This window comes from Streptomyces sp. SID12501, assembly GCF_010550245.1.
Lineage (GTDB): Bacteria > Actinomycetota > Actinomycetes > Streptomycetales > Streptomycetaceae > Streptomyces.
The window spans coordinates 1-482 of the sequence record NZ_JAAGLU010000504.1 but is presented as its reverse complement, the minus strand read 5'-3'; the positions used below and the strand labels follow the sequence as shown (position 1 = coordinate 482).

The window sequence follows — 482 nt, the reverse complement described above, 5'->3', positions numbered from 1 at the left end:
GAGTACGGCTCCGCGCTCGGCGCGACGGCGGTCCGCGTGGTACTCCTGAGGCCGTTTGCCGTTCGACGTCTCCGTCGCCGCGCGCATCGCCGCGCATACCTGACCGCACTCCAGCAGACCGATGTCGGCCCCGTGGGCTATGAGCCGGCTCCTGTCCCACCGGATGCGCTGGAAGAGCGCGTCGACGTCGGCGGGCGCGGCAAGGAGGATCGGGTCCAGGAGCGCGACGGCAGCGTTCTCGTCGAGCCGGCCCCGGGTTCCGGCGGCGTCGCACAGCGGGAGGACCGCACTCCACAGCAGCAGGTGTCGGGCCAAGTCCTTCCGGATCACCGCGAGATGGGCTTCGCCGATCGAGAACGTGAACGTGCGGGGCTCGTGGTTGGCGTCGGCCCCGGCGCCGAGCGTCAGCTTCAGCTCGCCGTCCTCGCGGACCACGTTCGGGATCCAGCCGCTCCGCCGCGTGAAAACGATGTCCTTCATGG

At 70.7% G+C, this 482-nt stretch carries 1 protein-coding gene; it reads right to left on the bottom strand.

Annotated elements, in window-relative coordinates:
- The coding region (locus G3I71_RS46995; protein WP_239149801.1) for a DUF6357 family protein at positions 1-480 on the bottom strand (480 nt) is incomplete at its 3' end.
- Between the last annotated feature and the right edge of the window lie 2 nt (positions 481-482).